Below are 815 nucleotides of genomic sequence, written 5' to 3'. Positions count from 1 at the left end.
GTACGGGACCCTGCGGCGCAGCCGGGGTCCACGGCCGCGGCTCCGAGGGCGGTGCCTGGGCGGGTGGTGGTGCTTGGACCGGGGGCATGTGGACCGGTGGCGCTTGGACAGGTGGTGCCTGGGCGGGTGGTGGTGCTTGGACAGGTGGTGCCTGCGCGGGCGGTGGTGCCTGTGCGGCGGCTCCGTCCGTGGGCGGGGCATCCGCGGTGGGAGAGGGCAGCGGTGTCCAGACCGGGGCACGCTTGGCCGGTGGGGCGTCCTCGGGTTCCGGTGCCGGCTCCGCCGCCTGCGCCTGCGCCTGCGCCTGCGCCTGCGCCTGCGCCTGCGCCTGCGCCTGCGCCGCGTCCTCCGGCCGCTCGGGCAGCTTCTCCCCGGCCCGCTCCTCGATCTCACGGCGCATCGCGGCGGCGGAGAAGCGCAGCGTGCTGAGCTCACGCGGCTCGCCATCGACCTGCGCCGGCCCGTCCGTCCCGGTGGACGGCCTCGCGGAGGTGCCCGGCCAGGACCCGGCGTCGGACCCCGAATCGGACTCTGACCCAGGTCCTGACCCAGGTCCTGCTCCGGCCCTGGACTCCCCGGACTCCCGGGAGTTGAACTCCTCGGCCCTGCCGGCCTGCGGAACCATCGGAGCGGGAGCGGCCGGCCACGCCGGCTCCTCCCGGTCCGGCCCGGGACCGACGGCCACCGACGGCCCGGCCGGCGGCGCCTGCACCGACGGCACGGACGCGGCCGACCAGGAGGGGGGCGACGGCGGGGCGTCCGGGTTCTCGACCGGCAGGGGCAGATCGCGCGGTGGGGCGAGCGGCGCCCTCGCC

2 pseudogenes are annotated in these 815 nt (G+C 78.0%); one reads left to right on the top strand and one right to left on the bottom strand.

Annotated elements, in window-relative coordinates:
* Nucleotides 1-400: pseudogene (locus AC13HU_RS37790) on the bottom strand (hypothetical protein); the annotation flags it as partial.
* Nucleotides 401-422: 22 nt separating this feature from the next.
* Between AC13HU_RS37790 and AC13HU_RS37785 the strand changes: the two are divergent.
* A pseudogene (locus tag AC13HU_RS37785) lies at nucleotides 423-815 on the top strand (hypothetical protein); the annotation flags it as partial.

It is taken from the genome of Streptomyces sp. NH27, from assembly GCF_056859195.1.
Note: the sequence above shows the minus strand (reverse complement) of the source record. Positions and strands in the feature narration are given on the sequence as shown.